Below are 19,908 nucleotides of genomic sequence, written 5' to 3'. Positions count from 1 at the left end.
GCTTACAACCTCGCTCGCATTCGTTGCCAACGCGTAGGCAGGAATTGGAATGTCGGCTTGCCCAAGCAGCTGACGTTGAGTGAATTTATCGCAGCATCGTTCAACCGATTCGGCGTTCGGACCTGGCAGATTGAAATGTCGACAGAGCATGCCGACTGTCGCATATGCAGCTTCCTCCGAGCTCGTAATCCCAGCAATATCATAGGTCGCATGCAGCCGAACACACTCGCAAATCAGCGCATCGAGATTGGATGTGTCCACACAGATTACCTCACTGTCTTCTGCGGCATGATAGTAGTGCCTAAGTGGATCAGCCGCCAGGGTAATCGAGTGCAGGCCAAGACTTCGGGCCGCTTGGACATATAGAGGACCATTGTTCCTTGTACCCTCGATCAGGATAAGCGCTCTTCTTTTCATGTTTGTCGACTCCGAATAGCTTGTCTGGTTTTTTTCCGCGCGTGAGTTCGTCCAACATACCACTGCTCGTGGTTTGCGATTGGTAAATTCTTGTGAAGTAGTTGTATTTATCTGTTGCAGGATGTGACGTCATGACCACCAAAAAGAGTGTCTTGGTTGCCGCAATATAGGCCTATTCTTCTCGCGCAAGTCGGCTGGGGAATGAGAGGCGCGATGATGGGATCCGTTACCGCCGCACCGATCCTGGTGAAGGACCAGAGATCCCATGGCAACGGGTGATGACCGGTGTCTACATCACTCAGCTGGCTGGGGAGCGTCTGGGAGAAGGTACGATGCACGAGCTTCTGCTCGTCGCGCGAACTGTCATTCAAACGAGCTTGGTGAACGGCCTTACACCTAACCTACAGCGGCCTCAAGAACGCACCGCCAAACTGCTGGATAGCTTCATCGATTCGGTTGACGTTCACCGTGCTTTTGACTACGAAACTATGGATCAAGTAGTGCGACGCACAGAAACTTCGATGGGTAGATCATCTTGCTTTGTCACCCCAGGCAGCAGGATGGCCCACCAGAATTAACCAATAGAAAATCTCACCAGCAAGTGTAGCCACCATCCACCAACAATACCGTTCCCGTGATATAGGTTGACGCGTCGCTAGCAAGAAATTGGACGGCAGATGCAATCTCATGAGGTTGGCCGAAGCGGCCCATTGGCGTCCGATCAGACCATGCCCTGACCACTTCTACAGGATACTGGTCGGTCATCTCTGACTGTACGAATCCAGGCGCCACTGCGTTCACCCGAACCCCAGATCTTGCCCATTCGCAAGCAAGGGTTTTGGTTACCATAGTTACCCCCGCCTTGCTCGCATTGTAAGCCGTGACTACGGATTCCTGTCGGGTGACAACATCTCCACATATCGAACTGATATTTACAATCACGCCGGAACCGCGCTCCGCCATGAGAGAGCCGAAGGTGCGACTGCAGTAGAACAGGCCGTCCAAGTTGACTGAAAGGACAGCTCGCCAATCCTCGTCGGTGGTATATTTCGTCGGCGCCGCGCGGGACACCCCGGCATTGTTAATAAGGATGTCAGGGCAAACGGCGATGCCATCGGCGAGATCGCGTACCGCCTGCGAGTCCCTAACATCGAGCTGATAGACTTTAGGCTTGACTGGAAACTGATCTGCCGCCGCGGCCACGCGAACCCGATCCCTTCCAGTGAGAATTATATCGGCGCCAGCTTCTTGTAATGTAAGCGCGACTTGCAATCCGATGCCGCGTGCTCCGCCGGTCACCAAAGCGGTCTTCCCACTCAGACCGAATCTGCCATCGATGAATGATTTACTCATGTATAAGCCCTATCCCTTCTGGAATGTTTCCCGCCTATCGTCTGATGGCCTGCCTTCTTTTTCTAAGCGCGTCTTATCACCTCCTACTGCGACGATAACGGCAGTTGCTGTGTTACTTCCATTCATGCGTTTTTTGGGAACTCAGAGTAACTGTCGTATGGCGCCAACAATGCTGTCCCGTGTTGGAAAAAAGTCCTTCTCAAGAGCCGGACTGAATGGGACATGAATATCTGGAGCACTCAGCCGCAAGATAGGTCGCTTCAAAAGATCGAAGGACTCTTCCGCCATCACCGCTGCGATTTCACTTCCGACGTTGCAGATACGGTGTCCGTTCTCGACAATAATCAGCCGTCCGGTCTTCTCGATTGACATCTTGATTGCCTCATAATCGAGCGGCTTCAATGTACGTGGATCGATCACTTCGACCGAAATGCCTTCCTCGATGAGGTAGTTGGCAGCTTCCATGGTCGGCCTGATAGCACCGGCGATGGCAACGACGGTAACGTGCTCCCCCTCGCGCTTCACGTCCGCTTTGCCAATTGGGATTAAATGGTCCGGATCCGTGGGGACGTCGCCTTTGAGAGGCCAGAGGCGGGTGTCCTCGAAGACGAGCACAGGATCGCCGTCGCGAATGGCGGATTTCATGAGGCCTTTGATATCGGCAGCGCTGGTCGGGCTGATAATCTTAAGGCCCGGCACGTTCATAAAAAGCGGGTAAGGCCGGTCGGCATGCTGTGCCGCTTCGGAGCCCGTCGAGAACATACAGCAGCGAAAGACGATTGGGATGTCTATCTGGCCCCCAGTCATATACCGCAATTTTGAGGCCTGGTTTACAATCTGGTCACAAGCGAGATAGATGAAACTGGCAGTTGAAATGTCTACAATCGGTCGCAAACCATTGATGGCAGCCCCGATGCCAAGTCCCGTAAAACTGCCTTCTGAAATTGGCATGTTCCAAACCCGGTTCTTGCCGAAGCATTCGATAAGCTTGCCGCCGCCATGAACTGAGACGTCCTCTCCCAACAATACAACGCGCTCATCCCGATGCATTTCCTCTAGCTGGGCCTGCACGATTGCCTCAAAATAGGTCATCTGAATATGGGGACCGGGCGTGGCTGCGTCTCTGTGGGTATCGTCTTTCACATCCATTAATCCCTCCAGCCCACCCTTAGCGGGCAATGGTCGACACGAACATATAGTCGGGCAACGTTTCGGGCCGGGGCATGGGGCTAGCCAAAGCAAACTGTACGGCCTGTGTGACGGCTTGGGCCACTTCATGCTCGATGGTTGCTAGAGTCTCTTCATTTACACCCTCTTCGAGCAGCACAGTGCGATATAGCAAAATTGGGTCCCGGTCGCGTTTGTGTGCCTCGACTTCTGCGACCTGTCGATAAGGCTCCCCAGAAACGGCCAAGCCTATATTGTGTTCATCGAACCGATAAGTGTTGGCCACTATGAGAGTGGGTCCCTGCCCCGCGCGTGCTCGCGTGACCGCATATGCCGCAGATTGATAGACGGCACTGACGTCCTGTCCGTCTACTATTTCTCCTGGAATTCCGTAACCTGCCGCTCGTAGGGCAATGTCCGGCTGTCCGTGGCTTGTTGCTACGGAGGTGGTCATTGCATAGCCATTGTTCTCGCAAAGATAAATGACGGGAAGCCTCCACAACGAGGCCATGTTGAGGCTCTCGTGAAAAGTGCCCTGGTTCACTGCTCCGTCGCCGAAAAAGCAAAGGGTAACCTGATCGACGCCGCGCACCTTGGCGCTAAATGCGCATCCTGTGGCAAGAGGAATGCCCCCTCCGACGATTCCCGATTCACTGATAATCCCCACTGAACTGTCCGCAAAATGCATCGAACCGCCACGCCCCTTACAAACGCCGCCCTCCTTACCCATCAGTTCTGCCATAAGCGCCTGCAAATGCGCGCCCTTCGCAATCGGATGGCCATGCGAACGGTGTGTTCCGGTCATGGCGTCATCGTCCCGGAGGGCGAGGCTTGCTCCGACGATAGCGCCTTCCTGACCCACGGTCGTGTGAAACCAACCAGGGATCTGACCACCGTTGAACAGGCGCCTACCTTCTTCTTCGAATCGGCGGATGCGAAGCATCCGTCGAAAAGCCTCTAGCCTACGATCGCCCTTCAACTGCATGACCCAACCCTGCCCGTCAGCAAGGGGCGATCGCCTGCATTCCAACAGCGCGCATCGGCTAAATCCTCGTGCTCGAGCTCCGAAGGTACGTGGCGGGTCTCTTCGGCATTCTCCTGGCGAGGCACGATCTCGGCAGGCACTTTCATCTGGTTCTCTGTCAGCATGGCCTTGTTCCTTCCGGCTCGCACAACCCTGTGCATGCGTCATGCCATTTGACCTGAAGGCTCGCATTACACTGTTCTTCATCGAAGAAAGGCGTCGTGAAAGAACTGCACAGACCTCCTTTGTTCGAAGTTCGCCAACAATGTCGGATCCTGAACTGGCCCCCATTTCGGCCGGACAGTCGGCCTAACGCGGGAGGCTTGGGGATATCCTCAAGCACAGGCTTATGGCTGACGACTGTCGACGGATTGAACTGATCACCGGGGAGGTACGGCGCCGACACTGGACGACGACCGAACAGAAGCTGCAGATTATCGAGGAGAGTTTCCTTCCGGGTGAGACCGTGTCCTCTGTCGCCGCACGATGAGGCGTGGCGCCAAATCTCTTGTATCGTTGGCGCCGTTTATTGAAGGAAGGCGGAACGGCTGCGGTGGGATCGGACGAATCTGTGGTCGGGAGTTCGGAAGTGCGGCGGCTTGAAGAGCGCCTTCGCGACCTCGAGCGGCTTCTCGGCCGCAAGACCATGGAAGTGGAGATCCTCAAAGACGCGCTGGCCAGGTCGGAGTCAAAAAACCGAACTTGCGGCTCTTGTCGCAGCCGAGGGACGGTTCCCGATGAAGGCCGTTGCCGAGACCCTCGGGGCGGCGCGTTCCCATCTCCATGAGTTGCATCGCCTGGTGAAGCCGCGCGGGCCTTATCGCAACCCCGATGACGATGGGCTCTTGGAGCTGGTCGCCGCCTGATCGACGAACGCCCGACCTATGGCGATCGTCGCATCACAGCCCTGACGAACAGGGAACGCGAAAGACGGCGAACCGGCCGTCAATCACAAGCGCGTCTTCCGTGTCATGCGCCAGCGAAACAGGCGCGACAGCACGCGCACGAGTAAAAAGAGCCCGGCCTGCACGAGATCCAGCGTGTGCCGTCGGGCGAGACACCACCACCCGGTACGATACAATCAGGCGGGATGGTAGATGAGAGCTATGCAGCGCCGCGATGAGGCCGATCTCAGCTCCCAAATGCCTGAGATTGGCTTCGCGCGCAGGCGTTTCGGCCGCGTATAAGGTGCCGCCTTGTGAAAGGGATCGCAGCAACCTCAGCCGGCAGCATGAACACTGCGTGATAGAGCACCGGCAGCAGTTCATTCTGGCGTGCGGCAAGCCAGTCCCGGCAGGCCTGACCCTGGCATTTGGGACTGTGCCGGCTGCGACAGGAATTGTAGGCCACGCGGATCGACCGCAGGAGCGGCAGCCGTAGACTGGCCGCCCAGTTCGGCGGTCCGGCAGAGCTCGATCGCGCTCATCACACGCCGCTCGATGCGAGCCTAGATAGCCGTCATGAACCTGTCTATATACTTCGCCATGGCGGCGGAAGATATCCGCCACCTTCAGTCTCGCCGACATGGCGGTACCACTCACCCTGGCGGCACCTCGATGTTCAGCCGGGCTTGTCGTGCGTCGGATGAGGCTGTTCGAGACCTTAGCGTAGCGCGCCGCCGGACAGATTGTTGTGGCCGAGTAGAACCTGGATGGTGCGGATGTCGGTGCGTTCTGAAGATGCGTGGCGAAGCTGTGCCTGAGCGTGTGGACCGTCACCCGCTTAGGCGGCCGCACGCGCCGAACGACAAGCCCAAATAACACCCGCGCGCGGGAAACAGCCAGTCCCGCGGCTTCGCCAAGCCGCCAGTAGACTCGCAGATGCGCAGAAGCTGCGCCGACAGCATCACGGTGCGGTCCTTGTCGCCCTTGCCGTGCTCAACACGGATCACCCCGCGACCGCTGTCGATGTCGCCGACCTTCAGCCCGACAGTCTCCAAGCACTGAGACCTGCTCTTAGGCCGTCGTCAGGGCCGTACGGCACTTCAGGCTCGGCACCGCCTCTAGGAAGGCCACGACTTCGTCGGCGCTCAATACCACCGGCAGCGTGCGTAGCGAGCGAGCATAGACGATCCGCTCCGGACTCTCGGCATGGCCCAGCGTCACGCCGTAGAGGAACCGCAGCGCGCACACCGTCTGGTTCAGCGCAGCCACGAGATTCCGGTCGACATCAAATGAACTTGGAAGGCGCGCACGTCCTCCAGACCGAGCCGGTCCGGCGAACGGCCAAGTAGCGCGAAAACTTCGCCGCGGCATGCACGTGGGGATCGCTGCGTGGCCGGCGGCAGATTACGGATCGTCATATCCTCGATCATGCGCCGGGGAACTGGGGTCAACTTGGCCATTTCTGTAGCTCCTGTTCTCAGATTGCGCTTCAACAGCCGCGATCCTTCAAAACAGAAGCGTTCCTGCAAACCGATCCGCCAAATGCCGCGTTAGCGGCTTCGTTCAATCCTCAAAATGCCCACATCGCCAAAAATCTGCCAAAGTAGCACTAGGCTGCGTCGCGACGGATCGCCTCTGGTGGACTCCGACAGGCAAGTCAGAGAAAGCTCGAAAAATCAACACTGGGGCGTTTCCGTCGGACGCTCAGCTTAGCTACATCCGTGGCAGACTTATTGGACTTGCTCAGCGCGGCGGCAGCACGATCGAAGAACTCTGGAGGAAGGCCCTCTCCGGGTTAGTAGAGTCAAAAAGATTTGTCCCCTGTGACGCAAATGCGAAAAGCAAGCCGACCAGGGGAGTCGTGATCAGTAGGGCGGAAATCGCACAGCATTTCTCTTCCAACAAACGCCCAGCCTCGGCATGTATATCTAGGGAATAGTGCATATTTATCCTCCGAGATAGCGTTCCGTCACGACAGGAGGGACTTCTCATAGTATCGCGCTGCCTCAGGTTTCTTGTCAAGCAGGTCCCGGCTGTGACGTAAGCAGATGAATTGACCGCCCCATGGAGCACCGAACACGCCGAACGATGACGACCGATCCGCGCTCCATACACCGAAGCTCCACATTGTTGTGTCCCCAGCCAAGATCGAGAGCATGCAAACCACTCAGCGAAATGTCTGCTACACGAAAATCGTCGTCACGAAGCGCCAACCCAGTGTGACCTGACACTGACCGGCTATTGCCTGCAATTCGACCAATATCCTTGGCGGAATGGCCACATGCGCCACCCCCAACAGAGACCGTGTGTTCGGAGGCTAACAGCGGACTTGCTGCAAATCTGACGCCACAGCTGCCACTGCCCGACTGCTGGTCAGAGTATCGACAGCACTCGCGGGTCAGGGCGTCGACCATGGACTTGGATGCCTCCACCCCCCTTTCTACGAATGTAGGCGGGCGAGTTGGACCAACGAAAAGCCAACTTCCGCAAAAGTGCTGAGCCAGATGCGCAACAAACAGCTTTTCCGCGGATCTCTCAAGAATTGGACAATTTGAAGAGACTCGGCCGAAATCCCTAGGCCACCAAAGCCTCATCAAACGGGCATCTCGTGAGATTTTCAACTCCGCTCTCGGTCACGAGCACCTGCTCTTCCAGTTTTACGCCTTCCCGCCCACCGACGGCACCGATATAAGCCTCGACGCACAGGGTCATTCCGGGCTCGAGAACATAGTCGAATGCTCCCGGGATGAAGTCTTCAGGATAGAGAATCGCGGGATATTCGTCGCAAAGACCAATGCCATGCATCATGACGCCATATCGCTGCTTGACGAAATCCGCGGGAAGCTTGTGGCTGCGCTGAGTGAGTTCGGTGAAAGAGACGCCCGGCTTTAGCATAGCCATGTTTGCAGCTACGTGCTCGTAGGCTATGTCGTGCAGCCTTCGCTGTGCTTCGGTGGGTCGGCCGTCACCGCAGTGCCAAGTGCGGGAGAAGTCGGCACACATGCCGTACGGGCCCACCATATCGGTGTCGAAGGCGACGAGGTCTCCTGAGACAATGCGACGGGGGCCGGCCTCCTGCATCCAGGGGTTCGTGCGCGGGCCGGAAGTTAAAATGCGCGTTTCGATCCACTCGCCACCACGTGCGATGTTTTCGGCATGAAGAACCGACCAAAGTTCCGTTTCGGCTATGCCGGGCTGCAAACGTTCTCGCATTTTGGCAACGGCAATCTCGCAGGTCGCGAGAGAGCAGCGCATGGCGTTGATCTCGTCGATTCCCTTAATGGCCCTGGCGTGCTCCATGAGCTGCATGCCGTTGCAAACCTCGATGCCAACTGCATCTAGCGCACGAAGGCCGGGGATTTCGATCTTGTCGACGGCAAGACGACGGTTTTTGCCACCAGAGCGGCGCAACAGTTCGTCAATTTGTCCGGCAAAGTCCTTGGCGACTGCTTCTTCTTGGTCGCCGGCAACGAAATAGTAAAAGCCGGCCCCGCCATCCCGGGTTTCGTTGATGAGCGGCAGATAGGTTGACAGGTGGCTGCAACGATGGAAATCCCAGAGAACGACATAGCCGTCGGCCGATACGAACACAGCTCGTGACGGATTGTGCATGATCCATATGTGCATGTTCGAGGAATCTGAAGCGTATCGTATGTTCAGCGGGTCGAAGCAGAGCACGCCCGCATAGTCTCTTTGGCGGAGTTGCAGAACAATCCGATCAAGACGGGTCTTGCGCATACGATCTAGGTTGGGCGTGGTCAGGCCCAAGGCTGCCCACTCCGCAAAGGCGACGTCCGTCGGCCCAATTTCAACCCGATCGTTGTCATCCATGCTCCCATCCGGCTTAAGTGCTTTTGCCACTCGCGTGGGATCAATTTTGTGGTTCACAATCGAAAACGAGGACATGTTAAGGCCGCCCTAGTGGCTCACTCTTACGTGGATCTAAGACCGGATTTCTTGGATGCTAAAGGCGGAAAAAATATTGCTCGATATAAAGTCAATTCATCTGCATTCGTGCTCTGGGGTGCCTGCGACCACAACTGGAACCAGGTAGCCTTCCAGCGCGCCGCAATGGGCAATCTGTCGATCCCAGAGCTTTGCCGGGAGCCCTGTCGTGCTAGTGGTTTACGCCTGACATAAGAGTTCGGCTGAGGATTCCCTTTTGTGAGTGCGCATGCGAGTCTGGTACATGCGCACAGGAATATACCTCACCGTTTCTTCGATTGATCGTCAGCCTCTCTCTGATCAGCGCGCCCATCGCAGTGCGCTGCAGAAGCACGTTTGGCGCGCAGAGATCATTCTGTTGAGCAGCGACGGCGTGGGCACCCTCGAGATCATGCGGCAATCTGGTAAGTTCAAGACTTGCGTGTGGCGCGCCAGTGCAAGCTCTGCAACGATCCGCAGTTCGTCGACAAACTGCGCAACGTCGTCGGCCATGCCACTAGTTGATCCACCGGCTCACGCTATCCTGTTGTCGGTCGACGAGAAGAGCCCAGATCCAGGCGCTCGACCGCACCCAGCCCGGCCTGCCCATGAAGGGTAGGCTCGGCACCACGACCACGACTACAAGTGCAACGGCACGACCACCCTGTTTGCCGCCCTTACCGTGCTCGATGGCACCGTTATCGGCAGGAACATGCAGCGCCATCGTCACCAGGAATTCATCCGCCTCACTCAACGCTGTCGATGCCGAGGTGGCGGCCAGCAGGGCCATCCACGTCGTTCTTGACAACTACGCCGCTCACAAGCACCCCAAGGCGCGTGCCTGCTCGGCCGCCATCAGCGCCTCACCTTCCGCTTCCACCTTAAGCGTCACGAGCACCGCACGGCTGTCCTTGGTTGACAGAGGCAGGGTCAGATGCGGGCCGCTTTGACTCGCTGCGGCATGGTACGAGCGGATGGCGACGACCGCCTTTGCAACGGCGGCGACGCCCGCGCCGTCGAGACGGGAGTTCACCCCCTTTGTGTCCCGGATTAGGACGGCGTCATCTGGGTCTACGGCGCCAATGATGACGACGGGATCTTCACCGATGAAGGCTTCGAGGAGGTCAAACTCCTCCTCGAAGAACATCATCGCGTCTCCCCATCGAAAGCTTGACCCCAGCACTCCGGTGCTCAGGTTCTCTGGCCACCAGATACGCACGTCTGCGGTCTTCACCGGATGCGTACCACGCAGGCTCAAGTTGGCGTTTGGAATTGGCAACGCTTCCGGAGCGAAACGTTATGACGAACTGAACGTCAAGGGACTCTCCATCGCTGACCTAATGAGCGTGGAAAGCTCTACGAGGAGATGCTGGACCTCATGGAAGAATCCGGGGAATTTCCGATTCCTGACCCACGGGGCCACTCCCGTCGTGTATCGCACAACGAAGGTGCAGGCGGCAATGCGCCCAGATGGAACCCCACTATATCTCGATTGCAAGCCAGTTTCGGGCTGAGCGACATCTGTGGCTTTCGTCCCAACAAGAAGCGTTCCAGGACCGCTATTCTAAGCCAGAACGATTCGGCGCTCGCGAAATACGTGTAGAGGAGCGCCGCCACTTCATAGGCGCTTACTACATAGCGGACACGGACACCGGTTGCCCGAGGTTATCGGTCCCTGGATGCCAGATTCAATCATTGAATTTGATGCGCAGCATGATGTTGATGCCCCATTCGTTATTAGCGCGCCGGCGGGAACAGTGGGCGCCTCCGCCTTACCCCCATAAGCCGTACCCTCATAGGGCGCGCGAACCGGGCACTGCTTGTGCGGCACAGCTGAACCATGGACGCCTGCCGAGGGTGCCCACCAACCGCAGTTCCCCAGTTGCGAAGCCCTCGAGGCCACCCCGTTTTTATGTTACGCCGTCGCAATCGCCGGGTTCGGCTGTTCGGCCGGAACACCCCAATTGCTCGCCATGGAATGCCAATGCATTACGCCAGACCCGCGGTCTGTTGCGCTGATGAAAGGCTTCGCGCCTGACAAATTGCCTAAGCCCAGCCAAGATTTTAAACAAATCGGCCCCCAGTTTCCGCGAGGGATGAACGTTCAGCAGGTCAACGATTTGGAGCTTAACGGGAAATGGCATCTAAAGCTGTGCTCCGGGTCCTGCAGGCTCACTGAGGATGGGGGAGCGACGCGGCCACAGATGCGATCTTGAGCGTAACGACACCGGGTGTGGAACTCGCAGCCGGATGGCCGGTACATCACGCTTGGCACTTCGCCCTTGAGCTCAATCCTGTTGAGCACTGCGTCTGGGTCCGGTTCGGGATTGGCCGCAAGCAGCGCTTCGGTATAGGGATGGCTTGGCTGATGGAAAATACTCTGCGTCGTGCCGACTTCAATGAAGCGGCCGAGATACATGATTGCCATGCGGTCAGTTATGTGGCGCACTACATTGAGGTTGTGCGTGATTATCAGGATCGCGATGCCTAGTTCGTCCTGCAGGCGAGTGAGAAGATTTAGCACCTCGCCTTGCACCGAGACATCCAAGCCCGCGGTCGGCTCATCGGCGATGATCAAGTCCGGATTGAGCGCTAGGGCGCGCGCCACGCTGACGCGCCTGGCTTGACCACCGGAGAGTTGATGAGGATAGCGGCCAACAAAATCGGCCGGCAAGCCCACCATCCGCAGGAGGCGCGTCGCTTCAGCTCCTAAATCGCGATCCTTCAGCCCATGGATGCGGAAAGGCTCGGTCAAGATCGATCGCACCGTCAGCCTGGGCGAAAGTGAACCGATCGGATCCTGAAACGTCATCGCCATGCGTCGCAAGTAGGGCTTGCGTTCTACCGCACTGAGGTCCGTGAGTTCCTGCCCATCGAAGCTGATGCTGCCGCTCACCGCCCGCTGCAGGCCAATCATCGTGCGAGCGACGGTGGATTTTCCGGAGCCGCTCTCGCCGACAAGGGCCAGCGTCTCACCCTTGTGAATTTCAAAAGAAACACTGCATACCGCGTCGATGAAAGGCGCATTTGTCCCGGTCGCGAGCGCTTTAAGCGGCCCCATCGTGCGGAAGCGGACGCAGAGGTCCCGAACACTGACAAGGGCACTCATGCCGAAACTAGTCGATTTTCTTCGAGCAGATGGCATCGTGCCGTCTGCCCTGGGCTGATCGGGCGATCGACTGGCTGTTCCTCGAGACAGCGATCATATGCCTGCGGGCATCGCGCGCTGAAGATGCACCCCTTCTTCAAGCCCAGGAGGCTGGGCACCTCGCCGGAAATGGTCGGCAATGTGCGTGTGGTTCGTTTAAGCCGCCCCGGGTCGCACTCAAGCAGGGCGCGGGTGTAGGGATGAGCGGGATTGCGGAATATGCTGCGCACATCGCCTTGTTCGACCACTTCGCCGGCATACATGACGACGACCCGGTCGCACAACTCAGCCACAGCTCCAAGATGATGGGATACGAAGAGGACGGAGCAACCGATCTCCCTTTGGAGATTTTTGAGCAGATGGATGATCTGGACTTCAAGTGTCGCATCGAGCGCAGTCGTCGGCTCGTCGGCGATGAGGAGCACGGGTTTTACAAGCAGCGCCATGGCTATACATATCCGCTGACGCATGCCGCCGGAAAAGTGGTGCGGATAGGCCCCGATCCGGTTTTGCGGATCCGGAATTCCGACCCGGTGTAGCATGTCGATGGCACGAGCACGCTTTTCACTCCGGCTTTTTTGCTGGTGGTGCTGGATGTCGATCATCTGGTTCTCAACGGTGCGCACAGGATTAAGCGCAGTCATTGGATCTTGAAAAACCATGGAAAGTCGATCGCCAAGCAGGCTACGCTGCGACTGAGCCGGCATCTTCAGCAGGTCTCGCCCTTCAAACAGGATCTCGCCACCTGTGACATCGGCATTTTCCGAAAGCAGACCCATCACCGTATACGCAAGCGTCGACTTTCCAGATCCGCTTTCGCCGACAACGCCGACCACCTCTGCGGCTGCGACATTAAGCGACACGTTTCGCAGTGCATGAATGCGCCCCTCTGGTGTCCCGAAATCAAGATGGAGGTGACGTATCTCCAGGAGGGGTGTGGTCGATTGCGATGACCGATCGTGTGGTATCATAGATCTTTCCGCAGCTTTGGATCGAACATGTCGCGTAGCGCCTCACCCAGGAATGTGAAGCCCAGCGTTGCGAGGACGATTGGAATACCACCGCCAACCACAAGCCACGGCGTCTGCTGGATGTAATTATAGCCGTCGTTGAGGATTGCTCCCCAATCGGGCGTGGGTGGACGTACGCCCAAACCAAGGAAGCTGAGACCGGCCTCCACCGCGATTACCGCGGGCACGTCCATGCTCACGAGGATGAGAAGCGGGCCGATAACATTAGGCAGTACGTGCACTGCCAGGATGCGCATCGTGCCAGCGCCCAGAGTGCGTTCTGCGGCGATGTATTCACTGTTGCGTAGCGCCTCTGTCTGGGTCCTCACGACCCGTGCATAAATGGGCATAGAGGTGATTGCGATAACAAAAATCATGCTGGCCAGGCTGGGTCCAAGTAAGCCGATAATCGCCAACGCGAAGATGATGCCCGGAAAGGAGCGGATCGTATCGAATAAAAGAAGGAGCAAATTGTCCAGCCACCTCGGTCCGAAGCCTGCGATCAGACCAAGCACGAGGCCGGCTGCCAGCGAACTGCCTAGCGAGGCGAAGGCGACAAGCAGCGGGACGCGGCCGCCCATCATGACGCGCGAGAATGTGTCGCGGCCCAGTTGATCGGTGCCCAGAAGAAAAAGTAGTGACGGGTCCGCCAAGCGCGGCCCCACCATGATGCGGGTCGGATCATGTGTAATGATGATCGGGGCGAAGATCGCGCTTGCGAAAACGATCGCGACCAGCGCGGCTCCAAGGACGCCAAGACGGTTCTTGCGCAGTTGCCGCACCGTCTTACGGAAGCTGCCGGGTGCTAGCTCTGGGCCAGTTTCGCCGCGGAGCGCTTCAAGGCTCGCCATGCTAAAGTTTCTCGCGGGTTCGAGGATCAAGAGAGGCAGCGATCAGATCGGACGCCGTCGTCGCCAAGACAGTAACAACAGTGGTGACTAGCACGGCCCCTATTACGACTGCATAGTTGCGCGTGTTGACCGCCTGTACAATCAAGGCACCGATACCTGGTCTTGCGAAAACGACCTCGATAAAGACAGCTGACGAAAGCAACCACGCTATGCCCACGCCGAGGATCGTCACTGTCGGCAGGATCGCAAGCGGCAGCGCGTAATGCAAAACAATGCGCCATTCGGAAATGCCGAAGGAACGGGCCATTCGCACATGGTTTTCACCCAGGATCTCCATCATGGATGCCCGTACCAGCCGGGAGATGTATCCAACCCAGCCGATCCCGACGGCGAAGGCTGGCAGAATGAGATGAACAAGGCCGTCCAAAAAACCCTGTCCGGCTCCGACTGCTGGTAACCAATGGAGCGTGACAGCGAAGATCAGGAGTGCGTAGACAGCCATGACGAACGAAGGAATCGCGATCGTGGCGACTGCCATGATCGCGACGATCTGGTCGATGACAGAATTACGCCTCATGGCCGAATAACAACCGAGCGGCACCGCAATCGCCACCGCCCACAAAATCGAGACGAAGATTAGTTCGATAGTATAAGGAAGTTGCTCGAATATTATGTCCGCAACCGGACGTTGGCTCAACACATCAAAACCAAGATTGCCTTGCAGCAGCCCTTCGAAGAAAATGACGATCTGCACGGCAAGCGGCTTATCCAGCCCCATCTCCCGATGAAGGTGCGCTATCATTTCAGGCGTGGCGCGGGGACCTAGCAGAGCAACGGCTGGGTCGCCAGGCACCGCATGGATCATCATGAACACAAGGGTCACCGCGATCACCGTAATGGCGACCGCGAGGAAAACGCGTTTCAGTAGATAGATCCACACAGTTCACGCTCAAGCTTAAGCCGGCTGGAAATCGATATATAATGGGGTTCCATCTGGGCGCATCGCCGCTTTCATTCGCGTCTTCCGATATAGGATTGGATTGGTCTCATTGGTCAGGAACCGAAATGCGCCAGAATCTTCCATCAAGTCCTGCATGTCCTCGTAAACCTTTGCCCGCTCGTTGGGATCGTTAATGGACAGTCCCTTAGCGTTTAGCTCGTCAAAGCGTTGGCTGCGGAAGCGTTGCCAGTTCCATATACCCACTTGATCTTGCACGAACCAAGTCACGTAGTCGTACGGATCCGGCAGTCCGGAGAAGGTCATAATAAAGAGCTGCACGTCCTTCCAGCTGTCTCCCTCAGACTCCACGCCGAGTGACCAGAATGTCCCGGGATCTCGGGCATTAACCACCAGAGAAATTCCGACTTGGGACAATTGTGCCTGCACCGTCTGAGCTATGGCTGAAGTCTGGCTGTCGTTTGTACAGTCGAGGCTCAATGTCAAACCATTTACCCCAGCCTTCTCGAGAAGCTCTTTGGCTTTTGAGAGATCACCTTCCGGCGGAACCAGAGTCTTTGCGCGATGCCCAACGATACCTGGAGGAATAATACCCGTGGCCGCAATTGACTGACCGTCATACGCGGTATCTAAAACCTGTGGTACATTGATCGCCCATTGGATCGCCCTGCGGACATTTATGTCCTTCAGTTTGGGATGATCCATGTTCATGCCGATCCATGTATAACGGGTCGATGCCCTTTCCGCGATCTCCGTGTTGGCGGGCGGATTGCTCTTGAACGCCGCGAGAGAGTCCAAACCGACTACGGTGAAATCGACGTCGCCCGCCTGATAAGCACGTTCCGCTGCCTTAGCGTCCGGAATAGGCAGGATACGGATTTCGTCGAAGCCCGGCTTGGGGCCTGACCAGTCCGGATTTCTCGTGAGAAGTGCGTACTGGTTGGGCTTCCAGTCAGCCAGCACGTAGGGACCTGAGAATGCTGGCGGCTTCACACCGAAATTACCGCCGTCCTTGGTGGCTTTCCTTACCGCAGCCTCAGAAACGATTTGGCCGACGGCATAAGGCAGCGGAACAAGCCAAACAGCCGCAAATGGCGCGTTGAACACGATAACACCACTGTAGTCGTCCTCCACCTCGACGTGATTTAACGAGCCCCATTGGGGCTTGATGGGTGAATTGAGCTTGATGACGCGCTCGAAAGAGAACTTAACATCCTTGGCCGTCAGCTCGCCGTAATCGCCACTAAATTTTATGCCTTTCTTGAGGCGAAATCGGATATGCGTGGGATCAACCTGCTCGATCTTGTCTGCAGCCTCTAACTCCCAGCCCCATTCGGTGCCGGGCTTATATCGCGTGAGCTTTGAATAGATACAGTTTGTTAGGTCTACTTCCGCCGCCTGCCCGAGGAAAGCGGGATCCAGCGTGACCAGGTCTCCACTGGAACGCACCTCGAGCACCTTGCCTTCGGCCGCCCAGATGACTTGAGACAAGGGCATGCCAGCAGAGATTATGCCACCGCTTAGCGCGGCTCCTGCCCTAAGAAAGGTGCGGCGGCTTACACTTTGCATCATGTCCTCCATGGCTGTTCCCCTTGCCGAGCGACTTGCCGAGGCGTCTTGCCGTGGCCGCGGCGCCCGCGTTCCTTGCTCGGGTGTGTTTCTCTTTGGAATATACTATGGGGCAGCCAAGCCGCAGGCGGAAAAGATACCGTCAGGCATAAATTCTGTTTATGTCATGAGCTCTCGGCCTAGTTGCCGACGCAGCACTCTTTCCTTCAGAAGTTGCGGAGATGGCGTGAACCTCACTGCTGGTTGGAACGCGTCAATACCTACTATCTCGTTGTAAAAAGCGACATTTGAACCCCGGCCGAGCGGGACCAGTACCGGTCAGTTTAAGTCCCGAGCGAACTCCTTGACGTCGTCTCGTTCAAGTAAAAGCTTGTCGCCTTCCTTCGCCACGATATGTGTCTCGATGCGCCATACGTCGCGCAGCGCGCGGACAGTGGCCGAGAGCGCAATATGCACGTTCCAGTTACCGCGGGCGTACGACTTTTCCCAGTTGGAGGTTCCGCGCGCCGAGCTCGGATCGTCGGGATGCATGGTAAGTGTGTCACTGTGCTTAGCCGAAATGACCATTCCGGTGTGCGGATGCACCACGGTCCCCGCGTCGCTCGCCATCCGGAAAGTTGTCTCGCCCGTGGCTTGGTTGGTGATTACCTCGCGACAGAAAGGTTTACCAGGCTTAATAGTCTCTGTTGCCATCGGCCGAGCACTCTCTGGCTTCAGAAACGGTACAAGTTTGGAGTCTACGGCATTCGCTTTGCGCACCGGCAAGATAAGCCTGCTGGCCGCACAATGTATTGATAGACTTGCCCTCTCTGGACTAGGAAAGACAATAGGCCAATGGCTGGTGGCGATGGCGAGCCTTATGCGTTGCCCTTTTTCAAAGCGTTGCCCGCAAGACCGCAGCTTCAGGCGTATTGCTTCAGCCTTACCGGGCGTCATTGGCTTCAAATCGAGGTCGTCGTGGCGATGGGTCAAATTCAGAATGCCATAGCTCACACGGGTGGCCGAGCCGTCCTTAAACACGAGCGAAAGCGTGGCCGATAGGATTGCCACTGCTTTGTCGGAAGAGAGGGTTACCTCAAGCTCGGGGAAGCCGAGAAGGTCTACCTCCTCCAGAAGAGGCTCGGTTTCGAATACCAAGGCGTTTCCGGCTTCCATGCGCTGGTCGATGGGCTGGTCCGGCACTGCGCCATACGCGCACCAAACACCGGATGATAGCCCCGAAGTGGACGGTGAACAGATCGTAAGAACAGCATCACTGCCATCTCCTTCGGCAAGAAGTCCCGGTGAGAGCGACAGCCGTCTTTCGACAATGCTCGCCGTCGGCCAGGAAGGCTCAGCGATCCAACGGCCTGGCCGCTCGTCGTAGATGGCGGCGGGGGGCAAAGGATCCTGAATCCACGCGCGCAACATCGGCTCGTCCTCAACGCCGGTGTGGATGGCTTTAAGATGCTGGTCCCACCAGCGCAAGCATTCCTGGAGAAAGCCGATGCGAGGCCCGGGCATGGCGATGTGAGGATACTTATGAGCCCAAGGGCCGATCAGGCCTTTGCGAGGTCCCGGCAGGTTCTCGAGCATGCGCAAGATGGCGTTGGGATAGGCGTCCGCCCAGCCACCCACCGCGTAGACAGGAATCTCGATGTTGGAATAGTCCTCGCAGATAGAACCATGCTTGTAGAAATCGTCCCGACGCTGGTGCGCGAACCAGTCTTGCAGCCAGATCCCGTTGCCGTTGAGCCGCTCTTCCCAAATCTCACGCCAGCGTTCTCCCACAAGAGCTGGATCGGGCGGGGTCATGGCAATCGCCCAAGCCGCTGCCCCCCACATCAAATTTTCGCACATAAGCGCGCCGCCGAAATAGTGACATTCATCCCGGTATCGATCGTCGGTCGAACACAGCGAGATTATCGCCTTGAGGGCTGGCGGACGGCGGGCAGCAACCTGAAGGCTGTTGAACCCGCCCCAGGAGATGCCAATCATACCGACACTGCCTGAGCACCATAATTGCTTCGCCAACCATTCGATCACGGCAAGACAGTCGTCCTGCTCTTGTTTGAGATATTCGCCCCTGCAGACCCCTTCGCTATCACCCGAACCGCGCATGTCCACGCGCACACCTGCATAGCCATGCCCGGCGAAGTATGGATGGGTGAGTTGGTCGCGCTCCACAGTCCCATCCCTCTTTCGATAGGGCAGGTATTCGAGGATGGCGGGGACCGGGTCCGCCTCGGCGTCCTCCGGCAACCAGAGGCGGGCAGCGAGCTTTACCCCGTCCGGCATCGGGATCCAGACATTCTCGATCTCGCGCACTTTGCGGGGGAAGTCGGTAACAACGCGGATGTCATCCATGGTCCAATCCTCATATGCGTTCGCGCTTGCCGAACTGCCCTTGAGGTTCAGCAAGAAGGCGGCGGGTAACCTGCTGGAACAAAAGCGGTGGCAGGGATACCCGTGTTCGTCGAAGGGGGACCGGCGACCAAGTTGCGAGCGCCGTCCTCGTCCTCACCTCGAATAGACGACGAGGCTGAAGAGTCGCAGACTGAAAAGCTCGCGACTGGCATAAAGCCGATTCATATCAAACGTTGCGCTCGCTAGCCTTAGTCCCGAGTGACAGGTTTCGCGCAGACTTAGGTCAACTTGGCTCTCGCATGGAGCGCGTCAAGGCTCGGCCCAACACCCGAGCGGCGGGATGTCATGGTGGCGTGAGACCGGTCGCCTCACCGAGCCTAGTTTGCCATCAACTTCCCATCAGCCTATCTGGGGCACCTCTCAGCCTTTAGTGATAGCCCGACAAATCTCGCAATGGAGATCCGTATTCCGCGGTTGCGCAGGATCGTCACGCATCGTCCGGCTATACGACTTTATTTGACTCCGGCCAGCCAGCGGATGTTCTTCCCGCAACCGCGACCGGCCGGCGGATGCAGGCGGATCAGCGGCGGTTAATGCGCCAAATAGCAGGCCATGGCCCGTTTTCCCCAACGAGATCTCTCTCTAAAACCCGAACGTCCAAGTTATCCTTCACGCCACGATTTTAAGCTCTTAGGTGGCTCCGCACCCGACGCACCTGCACCAACATTCCACTCCCCCAAATCGATACGCTTATATTGATTCTGAAGTGACATCTTACTGACGCGGCAGTTAGTCACTTCCAATGAATTATCCGTCGCTCACATACATGTATAGCCGCCATCAACGGACAGGATGGCTCCCGTGCAATAGCTTGATGCAGGGCTGGCAAGAAACAGCACCGCGGATGCAACTTCATGGGACTCGCCCATTCTTCCCAGCGGAGTCTGCTCTAACCATCGATCATACTGAAATGAGCTTTCATTCCTCGGGGAAATTGTCATCTCTGTTGTAACATATCCTGGAGCTACCGCATTTACTCGCACATTATGCTTTGCCCAGGCACAGGCCAGCGACTTCGTCATCATGTGAATGGCGCCCTTACTGGTAATATAGGCGGTGTTGTTCTGTGGCTGCGTCACTATCATGCCGCACATGGATCCGATGTTCACGATGTTGCCCCAGCGACGGGCGATCATGTGCCGGCCAAAGGCCCTCGCACACCAAAATGCAGCATCCGAATTGACCCGCATCGTTGCC

15 protein-coding genes and 3 pseudogenes are annotated in these 19,908 nt (G+C 57.2%); 2 read left to right on the top strand and 16 right to left on the bottom strand.

Annotation, left to right across the window (positions count from 1 at the left end; all coding sequences use genetic code 11):
- The 4 genes and pseudogenes from EN750_RS39260 to EN750_RS01415 form a co-directional block, all read right to left on the bottom strand.
- A pseudogene (locus EN750_RS39260) lies at window positions 1–417 on the bottom strand (hypothetical protein); the annotation flags it as partial.
- 591 nt (window positions 418–1,008) lie between these two features.
- Entirely contained in the window at window positions 1,009–1,770 is a 762-nt protein-coding gene (locus EN750_RS01425) for an SDR family oxidoreductase (RefSeq protein WP_245466459.1), read from the bottom strand.
- A 141-nt stretch (window positions 1,771–1,911) separates the two neighbouring features.
- Window positions 1,912–2,919 carry a pyruvate dehydrogenase complex E1 component subunit beta gene (locus EN750_RS01420; protein WP_126080641.1) on the bottom strand — a complete coding sequence of 336 codons (1,008 nt, stop codon included), beginning with the start codon at window positions 2,917–2,919 and terminating at the stop codon, window positions 1,912–1,914.
- 19 nt (window positions 2,920–2,938) lie between these two features.
- The gene (locus tag EN750_RS01415) at window positions 2,939–3,922 is read right to left on the bottom strand and encodes a thiamine pyrophosphate-dependent dehydrogenase E1 component subunit alpha (protein ID WP_126080640.1); all 984 of its coding nucleotides are present in this window, start codon (window positions 3,920–3,922) and stop codon (window positions 2,939–2,941) included.
- A 388-nt stretch (window positions 3,923–4,310) separates the two neighbouring features.
- Here EN750_RS01415 and EN750_RS40355 point away from each other — a divergent pair.
- Window positions 4,311–4,938 (top strand): annotated as a pseudogene (locus EN750_RS40355) (transposase); the annotation flags it as partial.
- 154 nt (window positions 4,939–5,092) lie between these two features.
- Here the strand turns inward: EN750_RS40355 and EN750_RS01405 are convergent.
- From EN750_RS01405 to dddP, 5 genes are all read right to left on the bottom strand, one after another.
- Window positions 5,093–5,311, bottom strand: coding sequence for a transposase zinc-binding domain-containing protein (locus EN750_RS01405; protein WP_245466460.1), 219 nt, complete (start codon window positions 5,309–5,311; stop codon window positions 5,093–5,095).
- A gap of 364 nt (window positions 5,312–5,675) precedes the next feature.
- Window positions 5,676–5,900 carry a tyrosine-type recombinase/integrase gene (locus tag EN750_RS40350; RefSeq protein ID WP_245466461.1) on the bottom strand — a complete coding sequence of 75 codons (225 nt, stop codon included), beginning with the start codon at window positions 5,898–5,900 and terminating at the stop codon, window positions 5,676–5,678.
- 16 nt (window positions 5,901–5,916) lie between these two features.
- Entirely contained in the window at window positions 5,917–6,114 is a 198-nt protein-coding gene (locus tag EN750_RS40345) for a hypothetical protein (protein ID WP_245466462.1), read from the bottom strand.
- A complete protein-coding gene (locus EN750_RS40340) occupies window positions 6,102–6,305 on the bottom strand; it encodes a hypothetical protein (protein WP_245466463.1) in 204 nt (67 codons plus the stop codon). Before EN750_RS40340 ends, EN750_RS40345 begins: the two co-directional genes overlap by 13 nt.
- 1,114 nt (window positions 6,306–7,419) lie before the next feature.
- Complete coding sequence (gene dddP / locus EN750_RS01395; RefSeq protein ID WP_126080638.1) at window positions 7,420–8,751, bottom strand: dimethylsulfonioproprionate lyase DddP; 1,332 nt, start codon at window positions 8,749–8,751, stop codon at window positions 7,420–7,422.
- A 283-nt stretch (window positions 8,752–9,034) separates the two neighbouring features.
- On the opposite strand from dddP, the pseudogene EN750_RS01390 reads away from it, so the two are divergent.
- Window positions 9,035–9,646 (top strand): annotated as a pseudogene (locus EN750_RS01390) (hypothetical protein); the annotation flags it as partial.
- Window positions 9,647–10,873: 1,227 nt separating this feature from the next.
- On the opposite strand, the gene EN750_RS01385 reads toward EN750_RS01390, so the two are convergent.
- The 7 genes from EN750_RS01385 to EN750_RS01355 all read right to left on the bottom strand — a co-directional run.
- On the bottom strand, window positions 10,874–11,878 hold the full coding sequence (locus tag EN750_RS01385; protein ID WP_126080637.1) for an ABC transporter ATP-binding protein: 1,005 nt from the start codon (window positions 11,876–11,878) through the stop codon (window positions 10,874–10,876).
- The gene (locus EN750_RS01380; protein ID WP_126080636.1) at window positions 11,875–12,888 is read right to left on the bottom strand and encodes an ABC transporter ATP-binding protein; all 1,014 of its coding nucleotides are present in this window, start codon (window positions 12,886–12,888) and stop codon (window positions 11,875–11,877) included. The genes EN750_RS01385 and EN750_RS01380 overlap by 4 nt, the downstream gene beginning before the upstream one ends.
- Complete coding sequence (locus EN750_RS01375) at window positions 12,885–13,778, bottom strand: ABC transporter permease (RefSeq protein WP_126080635.1); 894 nt, start codon at window positions 13,776–13,778, stop codon at window positions 12,885–12,887. Before EN750_RS01375 ends, EN750_RS01380 begins: the two co-directional genes overlap by 4 nt.
- A 1-nt stretch (window position 13,779) precedes the next feature.
- Window positions 13,780–14,718 (bottom strand): ABC transporter permease, encoded by a 939-nt coding sequence (locus EN750_RS01370; RefSeq protein WP_126080634.1) that lies wholly within the window; start codon window positions 14,716–14,718, stop codon window positions 13,780–13,782.
- Between the two features lie 15 nt (window positions 14,719–14,733).
- Window positions 14,734–16,317 (bottom strand): ABC transporter substrate-binding protein, encoded by a 1,584-nt coding sequence (locus EN750_RS01365; RefSeq protein ID WP_126080633.1) that lies wholly within the window; start codon window positions 16,315–16,317, stop codon window positions 14,734–14,736.
- Window positions 16,318–16,623: 306 nt separating this feature from the next.
- Window positions 16,624–18,651: a CocE/NonD family hydrolase gene (locus EN750_RS01360; RefSeq protein ID WP_126080632.1), complete on the bottom strand. Its 2,028-nt coding sequence runs from the start codon at window positions 18,649–18,651 to the stop codon at window positions 16,624–16,626.
- Between the two features lie 818 nt (window positions 18,652–19,469).
- Window positions 19,470–19,908 (bottom strand): SDR family oxidoreductase (locus EN750_RS01355; protein WP_127395397.1); only part of this gene is annotated, 439 nt, incomplete at its 5' end.

It is taken from the genome of Mesorhizobium sp. M7A.F.Ca.ET.027.03.2.1 (assembly GCF_003999175.1).
Taxonomy (GTDB): domain Bacteria; phylum Pseudomonadota; class Alphaproteobacteria; order Rhizobiales; family Rhizobiaceae; genus Mesorhizobium.
The sequence above is the reverse complement of the archived record's forward strand: the minus strand, read 5'-3'. Positions and strand labels throughout refer to the sequence as shown.

Coding starts and splice junctions, on each gene's coding strand:
- EN750_RS01425 (WP_245466459.1), bottom strand. CDS start 1,770: ATGAGTAAATCATTCATCGATGGCAGATTCGGTCTGAGTGGGAAGACC.
- EN750_RS01360 (WP_126080632.1), bottom strand. CDS start 18,651: ATGGATGACATCCGCGTTGTTACCGACTTCCCCCGCAAAGTGCGCGAG.
- EN750_RS01380 (WP_126080636.1), bottom strand. CDS start 12,888: ATGATACCACACGATCGGTCATCGCAATCGACCACACCCCTCCTGGAG.
- EN750_RS40340 (WP_245466463.1), bottom strand. CDS start 6,305: ATGGCCAAGTTGACCCCAGTTCCCCGGCGCATGATCGAGGATATGACG.
- EN750_RS01365 (WP_126080633.1), bottom strand. CDS start 16,317: ATGGAGGACATGATGCAAAGTGTAAGCCGCCGCACCTTTCTTAGGGCA.
- dddP (WP_126080638.1), bottom strand. CDS start 8,751: ATGTCCTCGTTTTCGATTGTGAACCACAAAATTGATCCCACGCGAGTG.
- EN750_RS01415 (WP_126080640.1), bottom strand. CDS start 3,922: ATGCAGTTGAAGGGCGATCGTAGGCTAGAGGCTTTTCGACGGATGCTT.
- EN750_RS01375 (WP_126080635.1), bottom strand. CDS start 13,778: ATGGCGAGCCTTGAAGCGCTCCGCGGCGAAACTGGCCCAGAGCTAGCA.
- EN750_RS01420 (WP_126080641.1), bottom strand. CDS start 2,919: ATGGATGTGAAAGACGATACCCACAGAGACGCAGCCACGCCCGGTCCC.
- EN750_RS01385 (WP_126080637.1), bottom strand. CDS start 11,878: ATGAGTGCCCTTGTCAGTGTTCGGGACCTCTGCGTCCGCTTCCGCACG.